Source organism: Formosa sejongensis (genome assembly GCF_033447105.1).
Taxonomy (GTDB): Bacteria; Bacteroidota; Bacteroidia; order Flavobacteriales; family Flavobacteriaceae; genus Formosa.
In genome coordinates, this window is sequence record NZ_JAWQUN010000001.1 from 72,838 (window position 1) to 99,272 (window position 26,435).

11 protein-coding genes are annotated in these 26,435 nt (G+C 33.4%); 6 read left to right on the top strand and 5 right to left on the bottom strand.

Annotated elements, in window-relative coordinates; genetic code table 11:
• Nucleotides 1-405: 405 nt before the first annotated feature.
• The 5 genes from R6X41_RS00260 to R6X41_RS00280 all read left to right on the top strand — a co-directional run bounded on the left by R6X41_RS00260 (nucleotide 406) and on the right by R6X41_RS00280 (nucleotide 7,166).
• Entirely contained in the window at nucleotides 406-1,548 is a 1,143-nt protein-coding gene (locus R6X41_RS00260; RefSeq protein WP_318496653.1) for a putative porin, read from the top strand.
• A gap of 252 nt (nucleotides 1,549-1,800) precedes the next feature.
• Nucleotides 1,801-4,008 carry a beta-glucosidase gene (locus R6X41_RS00265; RefSeq protein ID WP_318496654.1) on the top strand — a complete coding sequence of 736 codons (2,208 nt, stop codon included), beginning with the start codon at nucleotides 1,801-1,803 and terminating at the stop codon, nucleotides 4,006-4,008.
• An 86-nt stretch (nucleotides 4,009-4,094) separates the two neighbouring features.
• On the top strand, nucleotides 4,095-5,042 hold the full coding sequence (locus R6X41_RS00270) for an SMP-30/gluconolactonase/LRE family protein (RefSeq protein ID WP_318496655.1): 948 nt from the start codon (nucleotides 4,095-4,097) through the stop codon (nucleotides 5,040-5,042).
• A gap of 5 nt (nucleotides 5,043-5,047) precedes the next feature.
• Nucleotides 5,048-5,353, top strand: a complete 306-nt coding sequence (locus R6X41_RS00275) for a hypothetical protein (RefSeq protein WP_318496656.1) — start codon at nucleotides 5,048-5,050, stop codon at nucleotides 5,351-5,353.
• A 7-nt stretch (nucleotides 5,354-5,360) separates the two neighbouring features.
• Nucleotides 5,361-7,166: a glycoside hydrolase family 2 protein gene (locus R6X41_RS00280; RefSeq protein ID WP_318496657.1), complete on the top strand. Its 1,806-nt coding sequence runs from the start codon at nucleotides 5,361-5,363 to the stop codon at nucleotides 7,164-7,166.
• 199 nt (nucleotides 7,167-7,365) lie between these two features.
• Here the strand turns inward: R6X41_RS00280 and R6X41_RS00285 are convergent, their stop codons facing one another.
• From R6X41_RS00285 to R6X41_RS00305, 5 genes are all read right to left on the bottom strand, one after another.
• Nucleotides 7,366-9,885 carry a glycoside hydrolase family 9 protein gene (locus R6X41_RS00285; RefSeq protein ID WP_318496658.1) on the bottom strand — a complete coding sequence of 840 codons (2,520 nt, stop codon included), beginning with the start codon at nucleotides 9,883-9,885 and terminating at the stop codon, nucleotides 7,366-7,368.
• 182 nt (nucleotides 9,886-10,067) lie between these two features.
• On the bottom strand, nucleotides 10,068-13,394 hold the full coding sequence (locus tag R6X41_RS00290; protein WP_318496659.1) for a VCBS repeat-containing protein: 3,327 nt from the start codon (nucleotides 13,392-13,394) through the stop codon (nucleotides 10,068-10,070).
• Between the two features lie 93 nt (nucleotides 13,395-13,487).
• Nucleotides 13,488-14,912, bottom strand: a complete 1,425-nt coding sequence (locus R6X41_RS00295) for a RagB/SusD family nutrient uptake outer membrane protein (RefSeq protein ID WP_318496660.1) — start codon at nucleotides 14,910-14,912, stop codon at nucleotides 13,488-13,490.
• 20 nt (nucleotides 14,913-14,932) lie between these two features.
• Nucleotides 14,933-17,941: a SusC/RagA family TonB-linked outer membrane protein gene (locus R6X41_RS00300; RefSeq protein ID WP_318496661.1), complete on the bottom strand. Its 3,009-nt coding sequence runs from the start codon at nucleotides 17,939-17,941 to the stop codon at nucleotides 14,933-14,935.
• 409 nt (nucleotides 17,942-18,350) lie between these two features.
• Nucleotides 18,351-22,538: a hybrid sensor histidine kinase/response regulator transcription factor gene (locus R6X41_RS00305; protein WP_318496662.1), complete on the bottom strand. Its 4,188-nt coding sequence runs from the start codon at nucleotides 22,536-22,538 to the stop codon at nucleotides 18,351-18,353.
• Between the two features lie 388 nt (nucleotides 22,539-22,926).
• Between R6X41_RS00305 and R6X41_RS00310 the strand changes: the two genes are divergently transcribed.
• The gene (locus R6X41_RS00310) at nucleotides 22,927-26,376 is read left to right on the top strand and encodes a pyruvate carboxylase (RefSeq protein WP_318496663.1); all 3,450 of its coding nucleotides are present in this window, start codon (nucleotides 22,927-22,929) and stop codon (nucleotides 26,374-26,376) included.
• The last annotated feature ends 59 nt before the right edge of the window (nucleotides 26,377-26,435 follow it).

Here is a 26,435-nt window from a genome sequence, read left to right on the forward strand (position 1 = left end):
TTTCAGTCTAAGAATCAAAAAAAAATATTTCAATGATTTTTTTTATCATAATTAATATCTTGTCTACATCGATCTATTAATTGTCAATCGACACCGTTAGTTATGGATTACCATATAAACCGTGATTCCTTCTATAAAATGCAACAAATGTTTTAGTTATTGCCGCATTCGTAGTAATGTGTTTTAACCTTTACTGTTAGTTTCCTTTTCCTTATTCCTTATGCATTTTCTATGCTAATTAATATGTCGAAAATTAGTAAATACACAATTCATTATATGAAAATAAATTATAAATATTGTTGCGATTCTTGGTCTGTTTTATGTAAACAAGTTGAGTCTAATACTAACGTTACAGCTCAAAAAGGTATAGTAGATAAAATAAATCGTAATCGTTGCCATTAATCTATGTACAGATCTATAAGTCGTAGTTTTCTTCTGTTTTTATTTTGTGTAATTAGCAGTTATGCTCAAGAATCTGAAACTAAATCAAAATTAAAGTTCGATGGTGATTTTAGATTTAGAATAGAGCAAGATTGGAATTCAAAAAAATCGGACGGCTCCTTTCGTGACGATCGGTCACGATTAAGATATCGTGTACGATTAGGAATTACTTATGAAGCTCAAGATTGGCTGACGGTAGGCGCTAGAATTAGGACAGGAATACCTAACAAACAACAAGATCCTCATTTAACACTTGGAGACGGGTTTAAAGAATTTGGAGGCTTACCAGTTGCTTTTGAAAAAGCATATGCAAAATTTAAATATGATTGGTTCTCTGCATGGATTGGAAAAAATACGTATCCTTTTGAAAAACAGAATGAAGAATTTTGGAGTGATAATGTTTATCCTGAAGGCGTATTTATAAATGGTTTATTTCCTTTCGAAAATAAATTTCTAGATTCCTTTGGTATTAATCTAGGACATTTTATTGGAATATCTAATGGACTATCATTTTCTAACGACAGTTACTTTGAAGGACTTCAGTTTGTTGCGACTACATTAAGTAAACGGTTAACAGTATATTCAGGAATCTTTTATTTTAATAAGATGCCAAATATTCCCGATGGTAATGGAACTTTTAATATTAATTATACGATTATAAATTCCGGAGTTAAATTAGAGATTATAAAGAAACCTAAAGTAGTAATAGGTTTTGAGTTCCATAATAATGTACAGGATCTAAGTAAAAACGATTCTATTTCTAGCCGTTTTAAAAATCAAAAAAACGGAGGAATTGCAATGATTACTATAGGTAAATTAGACAAAAAGAAAGATTTTTTACTGAAGTTGAACTATTGTTATATGGAGCGTTATGCCGCTGTTGATTATTATGCTCAGAATGATTGGGTGCGTTGGGATTATTCCTCACAAGGTTCTCCAGACGGGAGATTAACAAATTTTAAAGGTTTGGAAGTTATGGGCGGCTATGCGATTAATGAAAAAATTAATTTAAAGTTAAGATTTTTTACGGTACAACAAATCCTATCCTATGGTGTAGGTCGAGAAAATGGAAATCGTATTAGATTAGATTTTAATGTAAAATTATGATATTAAAAGGTGTGGTTTTTTATCTTGATTTAGAATCTGCTGAATTGGAAATATCTATTTTTAATTTATATGTTTTATCAGATACTACCTTACAAACCTAGGTTGCTGCTGTAAATTGCAACTAATGTTTTAATAATTGCCGCAATAGTCTTAATACTTTTTTACGGTTTCGGGTAGTTTTACTTTCGAATTATATATGCTGTTTCTGTACTATGTTAAGTTCAGGGAATTAGGAAATCAATAACATATTATATGAAAATAAATCTAAAATATTATTGCGTTATATTGACTTGTATTACACTGTCTATTTCATGTAAACAAGTTGAGCCTGATACAAAAAATACTGGGCAAATTGATATAGAACATAAAATAGATAGTATTATTCCTTTATTAACTTTAGAGGAAAAAGTGGCTCTGTGTCATGCGCAATCTAAGTTTAGTACAAAGGGTGTTGAACGCCTCGGGATACCTGAAATTTGGATGGCCGATGGCCCTCATGGTGTTAGAGCAGAGATTAGTTGGGATGCTTGGGATTATGCCGGATGGACAAATGATTCAATTACCGCTTTTCCTGCGCTTACATGTTTAGCCGCAACATTTAATCCAGATTTATCAGGAGAGTTTGGCCATAGTTTAGGAGAAGAAGCAAGATATAGAAAGAAAGATGTACTTTTAGGTCCAGGTGTAAACATTTATAGAACGCCTCTTAATGGTCGAAATTTTGAGTATATGGGAGAAGATCCGTTTCTAGCATCGACTATGGTGGTGCCTTACGTTCAGGGTGTTCAAAAAAATGGAGTAGCCGCTTGTGTTAAGCATTATGCTTTAAATAATCAAGAACACTTAAGAAGTGTTATTAATGTAGAAGTAAGTGATAGAGCATTGCATGAAATATATTTACCTGCATTTAAAGCTGCTGTAGAAGATGGTGGCGTTTGGGCGATAATGGGGGCGTATAATCAGTTTCGTGGGCAATACACAACACATCATGAAACACTAACAACAAAAATACTAAAACAAGATTGGGATTATGACGGTGTTGTAATTAGCGATTGGAGTTCTGCTCATAGTACAGAGGAGTCTGCTTTGTATGGCTTAGATATGGAAATGGGAACAGGAACAGATGGACTTGGAACCACAACAGCAAACCATTACGATCAGTATTATTTAGCGAATCCGTTTCTTGAAAAATTGAGAAGTGGAGAGATTCCAGAATCAGTGCTTGACGATAAAGTTCGCAGAATTCTTAGACTTATGTATCGTACCAATATGAGTCAAAATAGACCGCTTGGAAATGCAAATACAAAAGCACATCAGGATGTGGCAAGACAAGTTGCAACAGAAGGGATTGTATTATTAAAAAATGAAGATCACTTTTTTCCAATACCTGACGACAAAGGTTTAACCATTGCAGTGATTGGAGAGAATGCAACACGGTCTATGACTGCTGGTGGAGGGTCTTCTGAACTTAAACCTAAATTTGAAATTTCACCTTTAGAAGGAATTCAAGAACGATATAAAAATGCAAAAATAGTGCATACTATGGGGTATGAAACGGGACCTTCAGAGTATGATATCGTAAATCCATCAACTTTAGATGCCGATTCTCTTAAAGTTGAAGCTATAAAATTAGCCAAAAGTGCAGACATTGTATTATTTGTTGGCGGACTTAATAAAAGTCATCTTCAAGATTGTGAAGGTGACGACAGACAACAATTTGGACTTCCTTTTGGACAAGAAGAATTAATTAATGAATTGTACAATGTAAATCAAAACATTGGGTTTATATTGGTTACAGGAAACGCTGTAGAAATGCCGTGGTTAAGCAAGGTAAAGGGTATGGTGCAAACCTGGTATTTAGGAAGTATGGCTGGACTTGCTATAGCTGATGTGATTAGCGGAGATGTTAATCCTTCAGGGAAATTGCCTTTTTCATTCCCAGCAAAATTAGAAGATAATGGAGCGCATTCATATGGTGAAATATCGTATCCTGGAGATGGCGTGAATCAGGAGTACAAAGAAGATATTTTAGTCGGTTACCGCTGGCATGATACCAAAAATATAAAACCACTTTTTGCCTTTGGGTATGGCTTGTCTTATACGGATTTTGAATTAGAAAACATCAAAATAAATAAGACATCATTTAAAAATAATGAGGTTATAGAGGTGCAATGCGAAGTCAGTAATACAGGAGATACAGCAGGTTCTGAAGTTATTCAAGTGTATGTAGGAAAACCAGATTCCAACATCGATAGACCTTTAAAAGAATTAAAAGGCTTTACCAAAGTAAAGTTAGAAAAAGGAGAAAAGAAAACCGTAACTGTAAAAATCGATGCTTCTAAATTGAAGTATTACGATACAGAAATAGCAGATTGGAATTTTGAAGACGGTGATTATGATATTTTTGTTGGTAATGCTTCAGATAATATAACAGATAAAGTTCGAGTTAGTATTGAGTAAAAATAGAGATTAATAGCCATTTTGAACAGCATAAATGTTATTATTTATGCTGTTTTTTTTAAATAGATTATATGAAAAGAATAATTATGATAGTAATAATAGGGCTTTTTACAAGCTGTATTTCTGGACAGAATAGTTTAATGCCTAATTATAAGGCTGTTTTAGAATATAACACAGAAGCTACTTTAGGAGAAGGTGCCTTTTGGAATTATAAGACGAATGAATTATTATGGATAGATATAGAAGGCAAGCAGCTACATATTTACAATCCGATTAGTAAGGTAAATAAGTCCATTCAAATGCCATCACATATTGGTACTGTAGTTCCAATTGATGATATTTTTGTATTGGTAGCACTTGCAGACGGCGTTTATAAACTGAATACAACTACAGAAGAACTTCACCTGTTTACAGATATGTCGGCAGATCTTCAAGAAGGTAGATTAAATGATGGAAAATGTGATCCGAGCGGACGTTTTTGGGTAGGATCGATGCATTGGAAACAATTAGAAGGCGAGGCTAAATTATTTAAGATAGACAGCAGTGGTAACTATCAAACAATGATTGATTCTGTCACCATTTCTAATGGTATTGTTTGGACTTCAGATAGCAAAATCATGTATTATATAGACACACCCACTTCAACAATACAAGCTTTCGATTTTAATAATGATACAGGAACTATTTCTAATGGAAGGGTAGTTGTTCAAATTCCAGAATCTTTGGGTTATCCTGATGGCATGACCATTGACGAAGAAAATATGCTTTGGGTTGGGATGTGGAATGGGAATGCAGTACTCCGATTTAATCCGGTTACAGGAAAACTCATGGGAAAAGTGGAAGTGCCTGCTCATAATATAACTTCTTGTGCGTTTGGCGGCGAGAATTTAGAAACCTTATTTATTACAACAGCACGGGTAGACATGACGGCAGATGAATTGGTTAAATATCCACTTTCAGGGTCTGTCTTTAAAGTTAACCCAGGTGTAAAAGGCGTGGAAAGCCCTTTTTTTATTCAGAATATTGAAAACTAAATAATATGAGAAAAGCAGGTGTTCTAGTTTTTTTAATCTTAATAATGGGGTGTTCAGAAGAGCGAAAAACTCCTGAAAAAGAAGATAATATTGAAGCAGCAATAAGTCAGTTAATTTCTAAAATGACTTTAGAAAAAAAAATTGGACAAACCAATTTAAGAGGAACTTCAAGTCAGTCTAAAGATTTACCCGATGATTTAAAGTTTGTAAATCATGAATTAATTGATGCTGCCGAAGAAGGGAATTATAATATATGGATTGGGCCAAACGCAGCCACGGGTTTAAAACATTCATTTTATCTTGATAAATAAATTAATTATGAAACAAATTAGAAACATAGTAATTCTATTACTAACAAGTTTAAGTACGATTCTTACAGCTCAAGAAGTTGAATTTTCTAACCTATTACAGAATATTGACTCTAGAGAAAAAACGGCATTAAATGGTATGTGGGATATTATTGTCGACCCACTTGAAAATGGATACTACAACCATAGGTTACAACCAAAAGACGATGGGTATTTTCTTAATGCAAAAATGCAATCACCATCAGAACTTGTTGAATATAATTTTGACACCAGCTTGCAATTAGTTGTTCCTGGAGATTGGAATACACAAATGGATAAATTGTATTATTATGAAGGAACTGTTTGGTACAAAAAAGACTTCAACTATACAGCCAATAGCGATGAATTAGCTTTTTTATATTTTGAAGCCGTAAATTATGAGGCTATTGTTTACCTAAACGGAGAACGTATTGGTTCGCATATTGGTGGTTATACGCCATTTCAATTTGAAGTTACCGATAAGTTAAAAGAAGGTGCAAATTTTGTAGTAGTAAAAGTAGATAATAAACGTAAAGCAGAAAATGTACCTACTGTTAACCAAGATTGGTGGAACTATGGAGGTATTACACGATCAGTATATATCGTTAAAACGCCTAAATCGTATATAGATGATTATTTAATTCAATTACCTAAAGAAACGACAAACACAATTGAAGGTTGGGTATCGGTTAAAAATGCAAAAGATGGTGATGCGGTTACTTTAAATATTCCTGAACTAAAAAAGACGACAAAAGCAATTGTAAAAAATGGAATAGCTACGTTTTCAATTAAAGCTAAACCGATACTTTGGGAACCAACAAACCCAAAAACTTATGAGGTAATTTTAAAAACATCAACCGATGAGGTTACAGATCATATTGGGTTTAGAACAATAACAACAGACGGTTCTAAAATTTTATTGAATGGAAAAGATATATTTCTAAAAGGGATCAGTATTCATGAGGAAGCACCATTTAAAACTGGACGTGTCGTTTCTGTAGAAGAATGTAAAATATTACTGGAATGGGCTAAGCAATTAGGATGTAATTTTATTCGTTTAGCACACTACCCACATAGTGAAGCCATGGTGCGTGAAGCAGAAAAAATGGGCTTTTTGATTTGGTCTGAAATACCAGTGTATTGGACTATACAATTCGAAAATAAAGATACCTATGCAAATGCGAAAAATCAGCTTACCGAGATGATTTCACGTGATAAAAACCGCGCAGCAGTCATATTATGGTCAATGGCAAATGAAACACCTGAAGGCGAAGCGCGATTGTCGTTTATAGCAGATTTGGCTAAACAAGCTAGATTACTCGATAATACGCGCTTAATTACAGCTGCTTTAGATACACAAGGTTATGGAGATGATGGCAACCTAATTGAAGATCCTCTGGGGAAAGTTGTAGATGTAATTGGAATAAATAATTATTGTGGTTGGTATGCAGGGACTACAGAGTCTTGTGCGACTTTAAAATGGGCAAGTGCCTATAATAAGCCTATGATTATGAGTGAAGTTGGTGGTGGTGCTTTGTATGGTTTACATGGTGATAAAGATGAAAGATGGACCGAAGAATATCAGGCAGAAGTTTACAAAACAAATATTGAAATGATGAGAAATATTGATTTTCTGGCAGGTTTATCGCCTTGGATCTTAATGGACTTTCGTTCGGCAAGACGCCCTTTAAGAAGAATTCAAGATGACTTTAATAGAAAAGGATTAATCTCAGAACAAGGGATGAAAAAACAAGCCTTTTTTGTGCTACAGGAATATTATATTCAGGAAAATAATTAAAATTCTATAGTGCTGTTTTATAAATAAAATCGCCTTTTGTTGCACTAAAAGTTTCTAAATACTATTAGTGCAACATTTAAGCAATACCATACAAATAGACCTTCAGATTATTTTTCTGTGTTGGCAAATACCGAATTTTAAAATTCACTTATACATTAAAAGGTCGTACTATATGTTTCATTTAAATAATGCTATATTCTTAATTAGAATTGGTGTTCAGTAATTGATTTGCTGCTAAGATTAAAAACATATAATCTGTTGTTCCTCCTCCTAAAACATATTCTGTTTGTTGCCATAAAAATGGCCATTCTAACAATTCTGGAAAGTCAGGTCTTATTAAAGCGGTTCCAGAGCCAATCCCTCCTGGAATAAATGAATGTTCTCCACGATTTACGCCATAGGCTTGTGTTAAAGATTTTGAGCCAACTCCTGATGCGAAAGACGAGGTGTTTACACCTGGATGCACACCAAGAATAAAATTCATGGCATTTAGCATATACGTATTGGGAAAAATATCTGGATAACTAGTATGAAGGAAATATTGTTGAACCCCAAAATTTTGAATTCCCCATCCTGCACCCCAAATATTTGGTTTGTAGGGCACGCCGTAAGGTGTTTCTTTTTCTAGGTTCTGAATTTCTACTAAATAAGATTTAACGGCTGTTCTTGTGTTTTCAACAAAAGTCGCGTCATTCATTAATGGTAAAATAGGACCAACCATCCAACCATAGTCATCAATATGATTTATAATAAATTTGGTTTGAGAGCTTAGAAAAATGCTATATTTCTCATCCCTAGTTGTTTGTAATAATTCTACGGCTAGCATGATTTTTTCAGTGTCATCAACATTTTTAGTGGTATTCCATATTTCTTCAGCTATTGAAAGACATTCTTGAGCTAACACGGTATTAAATAATTTTAAAGCCCTTGATGAGGCTGCTAACGCAGCAGCTGTATTAAGAGATCTTTTAGGGTTTTCTTCGGTAAAAACCCATCTATCATCAGGAGCGCCTTCAATCCCCATTTCAATAGCTTTATTTTCAATACTGTCTATAGCAGCCATATTTAAACTAGCCTGATTAGAAAAAATGGTATTATCGCTGTGATTTACGGGGTCACCCAATAAAACGTATTGTCTTTTTATAGGTACAATAATACCTCTGTAAAATCTATTCATAGATTTAAACCCACCAACAATAGATAAGGCACCATGCTCAATTTGTTGAAGCACATCTGGTTTTCCATCAGGTGCTTGAATTTCGACAACTCTAGTGTCTTGGTCGATGCTTGTATTATCATAATCTACATGAAATAGTTCATAGATATGGGATAAACCCTGAATCGTTGAAGCTTGAGATTCTACCCTTAAATCATAGTCGCCAGCATCATGCCAACCCCCAATATTAATTCCTGGAACATGCTCTCCAGACTTGTATTTTGTTAATGTAGAGGGGCCTTGTAAGTAGCCATCAAAGTGGTTGGTGTTAATAGGAGCCATTCTTGCATCGTCCATGTGACAGCGCCCATGCCATACCTTATAGCGGTCGTTAACGCGCATATGACACATTTGAACTGGTAAAAAATATTCCAGCGTTGGTTGCCAAACATCTCTTGTAAAAACCTGATCACTAATTTTAAAAGGGTTAGATGTGAAATTTTTATATTTTATAATATACATACCCGGATCTTTAATTTCAGAGAAATCAAATTGATAGTATTTATAGCGCAAAAAATCACCCCAATTTTCAGGTTGTACTGATTTTATTTCGGAAAGTCCTCCGGTATTATTAACTCTATAAAGCTCAATGTTTTCGGTTGAAGTATCGGTTTTATCTGTTTCAATAATTGCAATCTTATCTTGTTTTGGATGATAACCCACTTGAGAAACTTGCACTATGGATTCATAGTTAAAATCTTTGATAACGCTTGGGGTAATTAACCATTCAATGGCATTTTTAGTTGCACCGGCAGGTACTAGCGATCTTACAACAAACCAACCGTTATTATGCTTTGCACGACCATCTATTAATTGGAGATCGTTTGATTGTAAGTTTTTTATACGTAATGTTTGACTTTTGTTTTCGGGTACAATAACGAGTTCATTTCCTGATGCCATTGGGGTTATTTGATACTCGTTTTCGCTATCATTATAGCCTGGACCATTGGCTTGCCTATTAAATATCCCAAAAGATTCATCCATGTAGTATGATTTACCAAAAAGATCGCCTGGAAATAATTCTATATTCATCCCTACTTTTCCTACCCAAGCTGCAGGAAGAGGTTTGTCTAGATCTACAATTATTTTAAAAGATTTTCCAAATGGTTTTATTTTGAGGGTATATGTAAAATCTAAATCTGGATAAATAATAGGGTTGAATCCTGTTTTTTTGCTTTCATCAGGATATTGCATCTTCACACTTATAGTCTGGTTTTTAATGTCTACAATTCGTTTTCCAACTTTTGGAACTGGTTGCCATTGTCCTGGAGTGGGTTCTAGCCTTAAGTCGCCATTTGTTGCAACGCGAATTCCGTTTTGAATAATACCCACACCACCTTGATGACTTTCAGGATAAAAATCATGAGCTAACATGACATTGGCACCACGCATTTCAAGATATTCTTCTGAATTTATTTCGAATTGATTTTTGGTAGATGCATTGTTTTGTCCGAAAACGGATAAACTAAGGCAAGCAAAAAGACACACAAGAATACGTTCCATAATGAATGTTTATTAGTAATTATTAAAAACTATTTGGTACTATAATTTTCTGTTTTTAAATGTGTTTTAGTAATATAGGCTCGTACTAAATCACCATTTTTAAGAGTTTTACAAAGCTTAAATTGAAAAATAGCATTGTTTAAAAAGTGTTTATCTATTCTGAAACTGGCACCTATCCTTATCTAATTTTTTACAGAAATAAATTTCAAAAAATCGTTGTTATTAGCACTTATAACTTTCTGCTCGTTACCTATTTTTATGAGCGCCATGTCTTTTAGATCTTTTGGAGCGTAGAAACCACTTTCTTCTATAGATAGAGGTGTAAATGTTCCATCGCCGTTACCTGATAAATATATTCCCGTTCCCGCATCATTACGGGGTGTTTCAATTTCTGAAGCGTATAAATTTCCTGCAGCCAATACATCTAAATTACCATCTGCGTCAAAATCTTTTACAATGATTTGATTAATACTTGAAAGCTGAATTTCATTAGGTAATTGATGCATGATAAATTTACCATTGTCGTTTTCAATATAAGTCGTTGCAAACGTGTTAACTTGGTAATGTAAGGCGTCATTTAGCTCTTCTTTTCCGTAAACATCCACTAAGGTTGCTTCGGCAAACTCATCATAAGATTTAAATTTATTTTTAATTTCGGCGATTTGTTGTGAGGAACAAGAACGCCCTCTAACAGGATATTTTTCACCTTGATTATAATAACTAAGTACAATGTCTCCTTTTTCATTATGATCGAAATCTTTGAAATAAATATCAAAAGTCTGATCGTCGGAAGATTTGTATTTATAGTTTAAACCTAAATTTCCTGCTATAAAATCGATATCTCCATCATTATCAAAATCACCACTCGAAATACTGAACCACCAACCCGTAGTCTGATCTAAACCGAGTTGCTTAGATTTTTCATTAAAGCCTTTGCCATGGTTGTTATGAAAAACACGTATCGGCATCCATTCGCCTACAATAACAATATCTTGCCATCCATCGTTATCAAAATCTTCAATTGATGCTGAGGTTGCCATTCCTAAATTTTCGAACTCAGGGATGAGTACAGAAGTAACATCTTTAAATTTTACCTCGTTCTTAGTACTTACGTTTTCTAGAATATATGATTTAGCTGGAGAAGGATAATTTGCAGGAACAAGACGTCCACATACCAATAAATCAAGGTCGCCGTCTTTGTCGAAATCAATAGAATACACTCTAGATCCGCTTGTAAGCATTTCTGGAAGCGCTTCTTTTGAGAGTGATAAATTTCCAAGACCATCATTTAAATATAATCGGTCTTGTAATAATGTCGAGTTGGGTTCGAATTCATTTCCACCACTAACAATATATAAATCCATATCTCCATCATTGTCTGCATCGAATATTAAAGATCCCATATCTTCTTGCTGCTGATTTGTTTCAGAAGTAAATTCTATTTTATCAAAGGTTCCAGCTTGGTTTTGATAGAATAAACCGCCAGTTTGTTTTGATGCACCACCCATAAAAAAGTCGTCCAATCCATCTCCGTTTAAATCACCCACAGTAACATAAGGTCCAAAATTTGATGTTTTATGAGGCAATAGAACTTCTTTTTCAAAATCATTATAATCATTTTCTATATGGCGGTATAATGAATCTAGAGGCGTTAATTTTGAATTGAAAATGGTTTCTGAGATCCTGTTACTTTTAGATTTTGTGTTTAATTTAGCATCGGAAAAGTTGATATTCAGAGTTTGATTTGAGGCAATAGATTTTATGATTTGTTGTTTTTTATTAGGCCATTCTATGTGAATGGAATCTATTTGTTTTTCATCGCCTAATCCAAAATGAAGCATTGAAGGGACAGATGAGAGATACCCTCGAGCAATACTCAGTTCTTGAAATTGCTTCATCCCGTTACTAAATACGGTACATTTAACTCCAATCCCTCTGGGGTTTAAATTTGGACCATTGAATTTTAGGGTTAGCGCATTTTTATTATCAATATTGTTGTTTTGAAAGATCACGGCCTTGTCGTCTATATTATTTAATATAATTTCCAAATCGCCGTCATTATCTAAATCGGCATAAGTAGCACCATTAGTAAAACCTTCGAAAACTAAGCCCCATTCTTTATTTACTTTTTCGAAAGTTAAGTCTTTAGAGTTTCTGTAAACAAAATTATCTGTTTTCTCAGACGGGATACTTAATGCTTTTTTAAGTGATTCTTTAGGGTCTGATTTTTTTGTAAAACTGGTGCTTTCATTTTTTATTTTATTGAAAAAATCGGTGTTATTAATTTCTCTCCGTGTTCCGTTTGAAACAAAAATATCTTTCCAACCATCGTTGTCTAAATCGGCAAATAAAGGGCCCCAACTCCAGTCTGTGGAAGAGACGTTTGCGATTCTAGAAATATTATTAAAAAGGGGTGCTGCATTTGGTGTTAATACACCTGCGTTTAATTGCAAGCTGTTGTGCATGTATTGATTGTAAAGCCCAGCATTATAAGTGTCCCAAAACACTTGAGGATTCATGCTAGCCATGTTTGATTTAGAACGTTTGTTTGTAGATGCGTCCATATCTACTTGAAAAATGTCTAAAAAACCATCGTTGTTAAAATCTGCAATATCGGCTCCCATTCCATACAGGGAATTATGTTTTGTAGATTCTTTTATAGTGTTTCTAAAGGTGCCATCTCCGTTATTTATGTAACAAAAATCGGCACTAGCAAAATCATTACTGACATAAATATCCTGAAGGCCATCGTTGTTTAGGTCGCTTACTGTTGCACTTAACGAGAGGCTATAAGATAAAACACCTGCTTCTTTGCTCACATCTGTAAACGTGCCATCTCCATTATTTGAATACAAATGATTAGAATGCTCAGGAGATGCAAACTCTATATGTTTTTTAAAAATATCTGGTGTTGTACTAAATGGTGTAATTGGGTAGTTTGCCACATATAAATCTAAATCGCCATCATTATCATAATCGAAAAAGGTACTTTGAGTACTATGTCCTGCATCTGCAATTCCATATTTTTCAGCTTCTTCTTTAAACGATATTTTGCCGTCTTCGCCCTTTCCTTGATTTATTAATAGCTTGTTATGACATGTTTCTGATATTCCCGAAACACTTAAATAGATGTCTAACCAACCATCATTATTAATATCGACTGTAGTAACGCCAAGATACCATGAGTCGTCCATACCAACATTGGCAGATTCTGTGATGTCTTCAAATACTAAATTTCCCTTGTTTAAATAGAGTTTGTTAGAAACCATATTTCCTGTAAAATAGATGTCTTGCAAATCATCATTATTAAAGTCTCCAATAGCAACACCACCACCCATGTATATATATGGGTAATTAAAATAATTAAGGCTATCAGATTCTGTTAATTTGTTATTGAAATCTATATTAGATTTGTCTGCAGGAACTAAGGAAAACTGCAACAGCTCTTCATTGTTTTTTGAACATGAAGTTAATACAGCTATTAGTATTAATAAGGCATATTTACTCATAAGATATAAGCGTTTTAAATTCAGAAAACCTGTATAACTAAAGCTATACAAGTTTTCTTTTGAATTGAAAATAAACTAAACAAACTACAAAATTTATAAATTGGTATTTGCCTGCAATTCGATATTTGGAATTGGCATCAAATAAGTGTCATTATCAAATCTTTTTAGGTCTAACCATCTTGATTGTTCTCCGGCTAATTCTACTCTACGTTCATGTTCTATGGCGTCTAATACGGCTTGAGTACCAGTAACGTTAATTGCTGGTAAAGCTACAGAAGGTCTTGCGCGAACTTGGTTTACATACCCAAGTGCAACTGATTCTGAACCTCCTGAACGAATTTCAGCTTCTGCTTGCATTAATAATACATCTGCGTAGCGAATAACTCTTGCGTTAATACCACTTTCGGTAGTTTCAGAAGCTCTGTTATCTAGGTTTTGGTATTTTCTCCATGCTGGGTTATCATCTGGACCAATACCACCAGATACAAATGTGCTTTCACCGTTATTATATGTGTTAGTCATTGTACCATTGTAACTGTCGTTAATAGAGTAAAAGTTTGCAGCAAATCGAGTATCGCCATCTTCATATTCGTTTAACAATTCTGGGCTTGGTTTTACATTGTACCATCCAGAATATTCTTGCGCTCTAAAAGTAGTTTCAGAGTTACCTCTACCATCTTGATTCCATGAATCTCCTGGTCCAGTAGACTCGTCATAGTTCACTTCAAAAAGACTTTCATTATTATGCTCATTAGCAACCGTAAAATTATCTCGGTAATTATCTACAAGTGCATAGCCAGTTACATTCGATAAAGCAGTTTTTGCTCCTGCTGCATCTCCTTTTTGTAACATTACTTTGCCTAATAATGCCCAAGCAGCACCAGAAGTTGCTCTACCAACTTCTTGAGAACCTTTTGCTAATAAGTTTGAAGCTGCAAATTGTAAATCTGCAATAATGGCATTGTAGATATCTTCTACTGAAGATTTTGGTCTTCCTCCTGCAAATGTTTCTAAGTTTAAAACTAGAGGCGCTTCTCCATACTTAGTAACAATATTGAAATAATAAAGTCCTCTTAAAAAACGAGCTTCACCAAGTCTTGATTGTGCTTCATCTGCTTGAATGCTTGTATTAAATTTGTCTTCATTAGCGATTAGAAAATTTGCACGTCCGATTCCTTGGTAATTTTGTTGCCAAAATTGATTGTTACCGTTGTTGGCTTCGTCTATATCTCTATTAATCATTTGAACTTTATCAGCTTCCAAATTTCCTGAAGCGTAGTTTTCTCCGCTTACGTTATCATTGATATAAAACTGATACCGACCATAATTTCCGGTGTCTTGCAAGTAAGCATACACAGCATTTGTTGCTGCGGTTATTTGCGTGCTAGTTTGGAAAAATGTGTCTGGCGACAATTGATTAGGGTTTGTTAATTCTAACTCAGATTCATCGCAAGATGCTATTACTCCCATAGCACAGGCAACACAACCTAATATAAATGTGATTTTAAATTTCTTCATTTCTTTTCTTGTTTTTCTGATTAAAAGCCTAGTTGTAATCCTAAAATTATTGATTTTGGTTGTGGGTAATTACCTCTGTCAATTCCTATACCCGCTGCTCCTGATAATTGATTAGGTGATACTGTACTTCCTCCAATTTCAGGATCGTAACCAGAATAATTGGTTATCGTAATTAGGTTTTGTCCAGATAAATACACTCTAAGTTTTGTAAAAGATCCTTTTGCGATAGAACTTAAAGCTTGATCGCTTAAACTATATCCTACTGTAACGTTTCTTAGTTTAGTATAAGCTCCATCTTCAACAAAACGGTCAGATCTATTTACGTTATCAGAATGGTCAGCTGTAAATCTTGGTACTGTAGCTCCTGTGTTTTCAGGTGTCCATCTATCAAGTACTGCAGTTCCTGAATTGAATAATCTGGTCATCCCTTCTAAATCATATAGGGTTGTATTATAGATATCATTTCCACTAACACCGGTAAAAAATATTAAGGCGTCAAATTGTTTATAATTTGCTGTTAAGTTTAATCCATATGTAAAATTAGGAAGTGGATCTCCAATTTTTACATTATCATCACCATCAATAGTACCGTCATTATTTTGGTCTACAAAACGGATATCTCCAGGACCTGCATTTGGTTGCGTACTGGTGTCGTCTCCAATTTGGAATAGTCCGTCTGTTTGGTATCCGTAAAAATAGTAAAGTGATTCGTCTAAAGTAATTCTTTGCAGGTTTTCACCTTCAAAAGTAGAGCTTTCAATAAAGTCTAGATCACCTAAGTCTGTTACTCTGTTTTTAGATGTACCTAGGTTCATACTTGCCCCCCAAGAAAAATTTCCTCCTTTGTTATGGTTATATCCAATACTTGCTTCGAAACCATCTGTCGTAGCCGTAGCACCATTTCTTTGTGTAAATCCTTCTGTTAAACCATCCGATGCAACATTTGGTATAGGCACAATAATGTCTTCACTGTTTATATTATAATATTCAAGTGAAATACTAAGTGCGTTGTTAAAGAATCCTAAATCTAAACCAATATTTGTTTGCGTTGATTGCTCCCATTTTAAATCTGGATTAGATGCTCCATAATTAGACCATCCATCGTTATAGCTAAGTCCTGTATAATTGAAACCATTAACTAATCCTGATGAATATACATAGTCATTAGATCCGTCGTTACCAGTAACCCCCCAAGAAGCTCTTAATTTTAAGTTACTCACACTATTTGATTCTTTAAGAAAACTTTCTTCAGAAATAATCCATCCTGCAGAAACAGCTGGGAATGTACCCCATCGGTTATTTGAACCAAATCTTGAAGACCCATCATATCTTAATGAGGCAGCCAATAAATATTTACCCATATACTCGTAGTTTATTCTTCCTATGTAAGAAAGAAGTGCATACTCGTATAATGTGTTATTAACCTGAGCAGTTCCTTGTACAAGAGGAATGGCATCTGTAATAGGATTTGAATTTTGTGCATCTGTATTTCTAGCCGTACTCTTAAACTCCTCTGCAACAAATAATACATCTAAGTTATGTGCTTCATTAAATGTTTTAGAATAGGTAAATGCACCAGAAATGTTATCTGAACTAAATGTGTTTGTACCTTGTTGTACATATGCCGCGGGTCTATTATTAACACCTTCATTGAAAGACGGTCTGAAAATGTTATTCGCAGTAGTCGATCTATCAAAACCATATTGCAGTCTAAAGTTTAGTCCTTCAACAATATCATACGAAGCGTAAATAGATCCTAATATTTTTAGTTCTTCGGTTTCATTGGTTTGTAATTGTTGAATTCTCACAGCGTTTTCTGCATCAGAACCGTTGTCTAGCGTAGTGTTTGGGCCTCCATACCCTCCAAGGTTGGCAGAATCGTATACAGGTGTATAAGGCAATGATTTTATCATGTGCTCTACTAAAGTTCTGTCTCCAGCTTCTTGCTCGTTTTGTTTATCTGAATCTGCTACAGATAATGTTTGACCAATTTTAAAGCGATTACCTAATTTAAACTCACTGTTTGCTCTTAATGTTGATCTTTGAAATCCTGTTGAAACAATAAGTCCTTCTTGATCTAAATAACCAGCCGAAATATTGAAAATAGCATCTTCACTACCTCCAGAGGCACCAACATTAACACTTTCCATAATTGCTGATCTAAATACTTGATCTTGCCAATCTGTGTTTAATTGGGTTGATGCAGGATCGACAGTATATCTGTTTGGTTGCCCAAATGTTTCACTTGTAAATTGAGCAAACTGATCGCTGTTTAGTAAATCTAAAGTTTCAGGTTTGGCTTGAGACGAGATGTAAGTGTCTACTGTTACTTTTGTTTTACCTGGTTTTCCTTTTTTGGTCGTTATCATTACTACACCGTTCGAGGCTCTAGATCCATAAATTGCAGCTGTAGAGGCATCTTTTAAAACATCCATAGATGCAATGTCGTTAGGATTAATTTCATTTATCCCTCCAGTTATTATACCATCTACAACGAATAATGGTTGGCTATTACCAAATGTTTTTAATCCACGAATTTGAACTTGTGGATTTGTACCGGGAGATCCCGCATTGGTAACGGTTACACCGGCAGCATTTCCTTGTAATGCTTGATCGACAGATACTACAGGTGTTCTCATTATAACATCAGCTTCTACTGTTGAAATAGCACCAGTTACTTTTCTTCGTGTTGTTACTCCATAACCCACAACAACAATTTCATCTAAGGCTTCTAGAGATTCTACTAACGTAACATTAATTGTTGCTTGACCTCCTACCGTAATGGTCTGCGAAGTCATTCCTATATAGGAGAATAAAAGTTGATCTGTACTGTTAAGGTTTTCAATGGTGTATTTACCGTCAAAATCTGTACTTGTTCCTTTTTGTGATTCTGCGAGAATGACACTTACACCAGGTATTGGCATACCAGACTCATCGCTTACTATACCGGATACGGTATTAGTCTGGGAAAATCCAATTTGTGTGAATATCATTACCAACGTCACAATCGCTAGTTTAAGTTTTATCATATTAAGTGGTTTTAGTTGTTAATTTGTTTTTTAGAATTATCGGATTAGAAAACGTAAACAATAAGGAATACAAATAGAGAGATAATGATTATTATTAAAACTACTTCGCCTAATGGTTTCCAATTGTTAGTATTCATTTTCATAAATCAATGTTAAATATTTATTAAGGATTCTTTTGGTAAATATTAAGCGATTATTAGAAAAAATGAAGCAAAGTGCTTCTAGTCTCCGTGTTTTACAACATTTGTGTTAAGTTGTTGCGACAAAATTAAATATGTACAAATCTTATAATCAGTTATTTATTTAGTTTTTGAGTAAAAAGAGGAATGCTTTCGTGTCACATGATTTTAAAGGTTTAAAATCATGTGACAAAAAAGCATTCAGGTGTTTTGAGTAAGGGGTAATTGATTTATTTAGATGTGTTTTTTTTAATTTTCAGTTCTGTGGGTAACATACCAAAGTTGCTTTTAAAACATTTTGTGAAATATGAGGCAGAAGAGAAACCAACTAAATAACAAACTTCACCAATATTTGAATTTCCATTTTCCATAATCTGTTTGGCTTTCTGTAATCTAATATTTCTTAGGAACTCGTTCGCTGTTTGATTTGTTAAAGCCTTAATTTTTCTGTAAAATTGGCTTCTACTTAAGTTTAATTCAGAAGCCAGTAACTCGACATTTAGATCTTGATTACTTATATTATTATTAATATAATTGAGTACCTTATCTAAGAATTTTTTATCTAATGAACTCATGTTTACATTTGCCGAGGCATCTGAAATTACACTAAAATATTTGTTAAAAATGAGCTGTCTACTCGTAATTAATTGAGATAAACGTAATTTAAGTAAACGCATGTCGAAAGGTTTAATCATATAGGCATCTGCACCAAACTGTATACTTTCTATTCTGTCGTCAATTTGTGCTTTTGCAGTAAGCATTAATAAAGGAATATGGCTCGTTTTTAAATCCTTTTTAATCATCTGGCATAAGGCCAATCCGTCCATCTCTGGCATTATTACATCTGTAAGAATAATATCTGGCAAATGTTCTTGAGCCATTTGATAGCCTTCTTTTCCGTTTTTAGCAACTATAACTTTATAGGTTAGTGCTAGTTCGTTTTTTAAATAATTTCTTAATTCTATATTATCCTCAACAACAAGTAATGTGTAATTGCTCAGTATTTCTGTTTTAATCTCGTCTGAAGTATGCTCAGAATTTAATAAATTGGTTAATGTAAATTGATCCTTTTTAGATACTATTTGTTCTTTTTCTATGGAGAGTTCTTCTGCCTTAAAATGAGAGTTTCCGGCAGGAAGAATGATTTTAAAAGTGGTGCCTTCTCCTTTGACGCTTTCAACTTCAATTTTTCCTTTGTGTAAAAACACAAAATTTTGCACGACTTCTAAACCAATACCTGTACTGCCATAGTAGGTTTTATTCATGTGATCTACTTGATAGAATCTCTCAAATATTTTATTTATTTGATCTTTTTCAAGTCCTGGGCCGCTATCGGAAACATCTATTTCAACCGTTTTTACTGATTTGTTGGAATCTATTAAAGGTAATATGTTAGTCGTTTCATTTAAATAAATGTTCATACTTATAAAACCGCCATCTGGCGTTAATTTTATAGCATTAGACAATAAATTGAAAATTATTTTTTCAAGCATACTTTCGTCGGCCCAAACAGTTAAGTCTCTTATGTCTGCATCTATACTAAGCTGGATGTTTCTATTTAAAGCTTCTTCCTTGAAATGACTTAATATTTGGTTTGAAAAATTTAAAAGATTTAATTCTTGTGCTCGGACATGCATTTTATCCAATTCTAGTTTTCTAAAATCAAGAAGTTCGTTTACTAATCGATATAGCCTATCTGTGTTTTTGTAAATTACACGGTGTTTGTTATTAATGCGTTCAGGTAATTTAAGCGTTTCGTCGCTTAGGATATCTTTAAGAGGACTTAAAATTAAAGTTAAAGGTGTTCTGAATTCATGAGATATGTTTGTGAAGAATTGAAATTTCTTTTCATTTAATTCTTTTTCCTGTAACCTAAGATTACGTTCACTTTGTATCTCTTGTTTCTCTTTAAGTCTGTTATTCGTTACTTTATTAAGAAGGTAAATTGCTAAAAGAAATAATAGTATGTAAGCGAAAACAGCAAAAGTAGATTTCCACCATGGCGGTAATATTGTAATTTTTAAATCTCGTGATGTTTCATTCCAAATACCATCATTGTTAGATGATTTAACCTTGAAGGTGTATTCTCCAGGATCTAGATTTGTATAAATAGCAGACTTGTTTTTTCCAACATAATTCCAGTCATTTTCATAACCTTCTAAATAATATGCAAATTCGTTTTCTTCGGGTCTTGTGAAATTAATTGTAGAATATTCTATCGTAAAAACAGATTGAGAACTATTTAATGTAATGCTCTCAGTTTCTGAAATCACTTTGCTAAGTGGGGAATTATCTAGCTTAGGGACAACATCTTTATTTGCAAGTTTAAAACCTGATAAATATAGAAAAGGTAGATTTTTATTGGTTTCAATTTTACTGGGATTAATGTAGTCGATACCTTGAAAGTTTCCAAAATATAGATTGCCAGCTTTATCTCTAAAAGAAGAGTTTACATTATAGTCGTTAGAAAGTAAACCATCATGCGTTGTATAATTAGTGAAATTAGATGTTGCTAAATTAAATTCTGTAATCCCCGTGTTACCCGCTAACCAGATATCGCCATCTAAACTCTCTACAATAGAACAAACATTGTCTTCAATTAATCCGTTAAATTCATTAAACCAAGTAAAATTATCTTCTGAAATATTGTATTTACATAAGCCTGCACCTCGTGTTCCTATCCATAAATTCTTACTGACATCTATGAGTAGTGTTAGAATATGATTTGTACTCGTATGATTATTATAATCTTTAGACATTCTAGCACTGTATGAAATCACATTCATTTTATTATTGTGCAGATTTTGCTCAATTTTAAATAAACCACGTGTAGAACCTACCCAAATATTATCCTTATCATCTACTAATACCTTACCTATATTAGTGGTGGTTAATTGGTTGTCTATAAATGTTTTAGAGTTGTAGTGTGTGAATTTTTTAGTTACCGGATTAAAAGCATGCAGTCCTTTATAGTATGTGCCAAGCCAAATAATGCCATTTGAGTCCTCGGCAATACTCATTACAGTATTAGATGTTAATTGATTGTTAGAGTTTTCTACATTATAATTAATAAACTCGTTTGTTCCTTTTTTAAGAAAATATAAACCTTTATCCCAGCTCCCTACCCAAATATTCTCATGGCTGTCCACAAAAATATTTTCGATGTAATCGCTAGTTAAGCCTTTGTAAACTTCATTATTAAGCTTATTTATATGCGTAAAGGAATTGGATGTATTGTTATAAATATCTATACCCCCACCGTCCATACATATCCATAGATTTCCGTTATTTGTTTCTGTAATGGATGTTACCGAAGGGATCTTAAGTGAATTAGGAGTGTTTTTTATGCTTTTTATATGGCTGAATTTATCATACAATTTATCAAAAACAGAAACCCCTGCATTGTAATATCCCATCCAAATTCTTTCGTTTTTATCTAAGTATAACGACCATATGGAATTAGATAATAAGTTTTCATTATCTGATTTACTAGCTTTATAATTATTTAAAATATTCCCATTGGAGGCAATATGAAAAAGACCGTCATTCTCTGTTCCGCACATAATTGTGCCATCTGATAACTGGATAATGGAGAAAATTATATTATCGGTGATATCTATTTTAGAAAACTCAAAAGATGTTTTTAAAGATCTATTTATATGTATTAAACCGTCTGAGGTAGTACCTACCCAAATATCATTTTTTTTATCAAAAAGAATTGATTTTACTGCCTGATCAATTACTTTAGGAGTGATGTTATTATCAATATCAACTTCAAAAATTAATGGTGAGATTGTATTATCACTTTCATTATATTCTGCTAAACCTAGATTGGTTCCTACATACAATTTATTATTATTGTCAATCTCTAAAGCGTTAATATTTATAATTTCGGAGGTGTTAAATCCGCGGACTGCAATTTTCCTTACTTGAAGCGTATTTATGTCAATTTTAAAGAGACCATGATCGTAAGTTCCTATAAATATGTTCCCTTTTTTGTCGCCTGTTAAACTTCTTATAGAATAATTTGTACTATCAGAATTGGCATCAATAATAGGTATTCTTTTAAACTGATTATTGTCCTTATCATATATATTAAGACCTTCTTCTGTCCCAAACCATAAACGATCTTTCTCGTCTAGAAAAGAGGAATATACTAAACTACTACTAATAGATGTGGAATCGTTTAAAACATGCTTATAGAGATCGTATTCTAAACCGTTAAAGCGGTAAAGCCCAGAACCATTTGTCCCTAGCCATATAAATCCGGAACTATCTTGAGTAATTGTGAATATTCCAACCTTAGAAATGCCCTCTTTAATACTAACAAATTTTAATTTATCTGTATGGTTTTGTGACCAAATTTGAGCTATTAATACAAAGTAAAAAAGAACAAAGTATATCAGGTTTTTCTTCATGGAATGGGAATATGTACTTTTAAACTTACAATTTAATTTAAACGATTGAAATATACTTTAACATTCTTTAGGTAGTTAATTCAAATGGAGCATTAGTTGAGATAAATGTTGCATTTTAACTTAAACACATAGCATATTCGGTTAAATGTTCTTCAATCATAGTGTTAATATCTGCTATTTTATAATTGGTTTTTTGTTGATTGAGCTTGTTAAAAGATACAGATTTGTTATTTGTTAAAACGAATCGAATGTAAGAAAAATTAAGAGATATTGAATAATCTTTAATTTTACCTATAAACATTGTATAAATAATACATAAAAGATGTGCATTACAAATAAATGTCACTAAATTTAAGAAGAATATTATCTGACTAAAAAAAATATCATTTTGAAAATTAAAACAGTACTTGTTGCTAATCGTGGAGAAATAGCCATTAGAATTTTTAGGGCTTGCACAGAAATTAATGTTAAAACTATTGGTATATATACCTTCGAAGATCGGTATTCCTTACACAGGTATAAAGCCGACGAATCCTATCAAATAGGAGAGGATAATGAACCTTTAAAACCTTATTTAAATATTCAAAGCATTATAAAAGTTGCTCTTGAAAATGGTGCAGATGCCATTCATCCTGGATATGGATTTTTATCTGAAAATGCCGATTTTGCACAAGCCTGTGAAGATAATGGGATTGTTTTTATTGGTCCAAAAGTGTCTGTTTTAAGGTCGTTGGGAGATAAAATTATGGCAAAAAAAGTTGCTGTAGATAATGATATTCCAATTATTAAAAGTAATGACAGACCCCTAACAGATATAGATGTTGCACTATCCGAAGCTAAAAAAATCGGATATCCTATTATGCTTAAAGCTGCTTCTGGTGGTGGTGGCCGTGGGATGCGGGTAATAAGAAAAGATGATGAATTAAAAAGTGCTTTTAATGAAAGTAAGCGAGAGGCTTTAAACGCTTTTGGTGATGACACCGTTTTTCTAGAAAAATTTGTAGAAAATCCAAAGCATATTGAAATTCAAATAGTGGCCGATAACTACGGCAATACGGTGCATTTGTTTGAAAGAGATTGTTCGGTACAAAGACGTTACCAAAAGGTAATAGAATTTGCTCCTTCTTTTGATTTGAAAGCTGAAATTAAAGAATCACTATATAATTATGCTATTAAAATATGTAAAGCCGTAAATTATAATAATATTGGAACTGTTGAGTTTTTGGTAGATGGTGATGCTATATATTTTATCGAGGTAAATCCAAGAGTTCAAGTAGAGCATACAGTTACAGAGGTTGTAACAAATATAGATTTAATTAAAACGCAATTATTTATTGCCGGAGGCTATAAATTATCCGACGAGCAAATTAAAATACCTAACCAAGAAGCTATAAAAATAAGTGGTTATGCCTTACAATGTAGAATTACTACAGAAGACCCTCAAAACGATTTTAAACCCGATTATGGCACCGTTTCTGCTTATCGTAGTGCTGCTGGTTTTGGTATTCGTTTAGATGCGGGGAGTATATATCAAGGTGCTGTTATTTCGCCTTTTTTCGATTCTATGCTTGTAAAAGTAACGGCACACGGAAGAACTCTGGATGGCGCTAGTAGAAAAATTCGTCGTGCACTTGCAGAATTTAGAATTCGAGGTGTTAAAACAAATATGCCTTTTCTAGACAATATTTTAAAACATGAGACTTTTAGACAAGGAAAAGTAACCGTAAATTTCATTAAGGCTAATACAGATTTATTCATATTTAAAGCGCCCAAAAACAGGGCCACTAAATTAATTACCTATTTAGGAGATGTTGTGGTTAACGGAAATGCTGATGTAAAAAAAGTAGATCATTCCAAAACCTTTGTAAAACCTAAAGTACCAAAATTCGATCCTAATGCCGCTTATCCAGAAGGTACCAAAGATTTGCTAACCAAGTTAGGTCCAGATAAATTTTCGGAATGGTTAAAGAATGAAAAGAAAGTTCATTTTACAGATACCACCATGCGAGATGCACACCAAAGTTTGTTGGCTACCAGAATGCGTACTTACGACATGCTAAAAGTAGCAGAAGGCTATGCCAAAAATCATCCAGACATTTTTAGTATGGAAGTTTGGGGTGGAGCCACTTTCGATGTGTGTTTAAGATTTCTTCAAGAAAATCCATGGGAAAGATTACAACTGTTGCGTAAAGCCATGCCTAATGTGTTATTGCAAATGCTTATTCGTGGATCCAATGGTGTGGGTTATAAAGCGTATTCCGATAATTTAATTGGTGAATTTGTTGAACAATCTTGGGAAAATGGTGTCGATGTTTTTAGAATTTTCGATTCTTTAAATTGGATGAAATCTCTTGGTCCCTGTATAGAACATGTTCGAACTAGAACTGGTGGTTTAGCCGAAGGTTCTATTTGTTATACCAACGACATTCTAAACCCAGAAAACACTAAGTACAATCTAAAATATTACATCAATTTAGCTAAAGAAATTGAAAATTCTGGTGCCCATATTTTAGGGGTTAAAGACATGGCAGGTTTACTAAAACCATATGCCGCCTACGAACTTATTTCGGCATTAAAATCTGAAATCAACATTCCAATTCATTTACATACGCACGACACTTCGTCCATTCAATCGGCGACTTATCTAAAAGCTATTGAAGCTGGGGTGGATGTGGTAGATGTTGCGTTGGGTGGTTTGTCTGGATTAACGTCTCAACCTAATTTTAATTCGATTGTAGAAATGTTGAAATTTCAAGATAGAGCAAGCGATATTAATATTGATTCTTTAAACGAATATTCTAATTATTGGGAAACAGTAAGAGATTATTATTACCCATTTGAATCGGGCTTAAAATCAGGTTCAGGAGAAGTGTTTAAACATGAAATTCCTGGCGGACAGTATTCTAATTTAAAACCACAAGCACAAGCCTTAGGGTTGGAAGATCGTTTTCATGAAATTACCAAAATGTATGGCGAGGTAAATACCCTTTTTGGGGATATTATTAAAGTGACACCAAGTTCTAAAGTCGTGGGAGATATGGCGCAATATCTGGTAAGTAATCATTTAACAATCCAAGATGTGATTGAAAAAGGAGATACTATTTCTTTTCCTCAATCTGTAGTCGATTTGTTTAAAGGTGAACTTGGACAGCCTGTTGGTGGTTTTCCGAAGAAACTTCAAAAGTTGATTTTAAAAAATCAGAAACCTTATACAGACAGACCAAATGCACACATTCCGCCATTAGATATTGATGAAGAATACAAGGCATTCAAGAAAATATTTGAACACGATTTAAGTCGTAAGATTGATTTTACCGATTTTTTATCTTATCAGCTCTATCCTAAAGTATTTACCGATGCATTTAATAAGCATTTAAAATATGATAACCTCATGAACTTGCCTACCAAAAATTTCTTTTATGGTATGGATTTAGGAGAAGAAATTATTGTAGAATTAGATAAAGGAAAAACATTGCTAATCACTTTAGAATCTATCGGAAAAGCGAATTACGATGGTATGGTAACGGTGTATTTTAAAGTTAACGGACAGGGTAGAAGTGTTGATATAAAAGATACGTCTATTAAAGTCGATAAGGTTGAAAACGTAAAAGCAGATAAAACAGATCACAATCAAATAGGTGCGCCGCTGCAAGGTATGTTATCCACTATATTAGTGGAAAGTGGTGAGAAAGTGACCAAAAATCAACCGTTGTTTATTATTGAAGCCATGAAAATGGAAACTACAATTACAGCTACAGCTGATGCTACGGTGAAGAAAATTATTCTAAAATCAGGGTTTATGGTAAACTCAGATGATTTAATAATTGTATTAGAATAAATAAACGTTTTTTTAAACCAAATCACAAATTAAAAAAAGAACCTAACAGATTTTAAAAA